Below are 383 nucleotides of genomic sequence, written 5' to 3' on the forward strand. Positions count from 1 at the left end.
GGTTTTCTCCTTCCATTGCCCATCAACAAGCCCGCTGACTTTAGCGGTGCAATCATAAGAGGCAGTCACAAGGTGAGCTCCGCCGGGGCTGAAGCTGGCATGTATTACCCCGTCAGAATGCTGAACGGTGGCTTTTTCCTGCCATTGTCCGTCAATCAGCCCCCAGATTTTGGCGGTGTGATCATTAGAGGCAGTCACAAGGTGAGTGCCGTCGGGGCTGAAGCTGGCATTTGTTACGTAGCGAGAATGCTGGATGGTGGCTTTTTCCTGCCACAGAATGCTGGACAGTGGCTTTTTCCTGCCATTGCCCGTCAACCAGCCCCCAGATTTTTGCGGTATGATCATTAGAGGCGGTCGCAAGGTGAGTTCCGTCGGGGCTGAAG

1 protein-coding gene is annotated in these 383 nt (G+C 54.3%); it reads right to left on the reverse strand.

What is annotated here, in order from left to right:
* The coding region (locus E1189_RS00970; protein WP_230459901.1) for a WD40 repeat domain-containing protein at positions 1-345 on the reverse strand (345 nt) is incomplete at its 3' end.
* Between the last annotated feature and the right edge of the window lie 38 nt (positions 346-383).

It is taken from the genome of Parendozoicomonas verongulae (genome assembly GCF_009711465.1).
Classification (GTDB): Bacteria; Pseudomonadota; Gammaproteobacteria; order Pseudomonadales; family Endozoicomonadaceae; genus Sansalvadorimonas; species Sansalvadorimonas verongulae.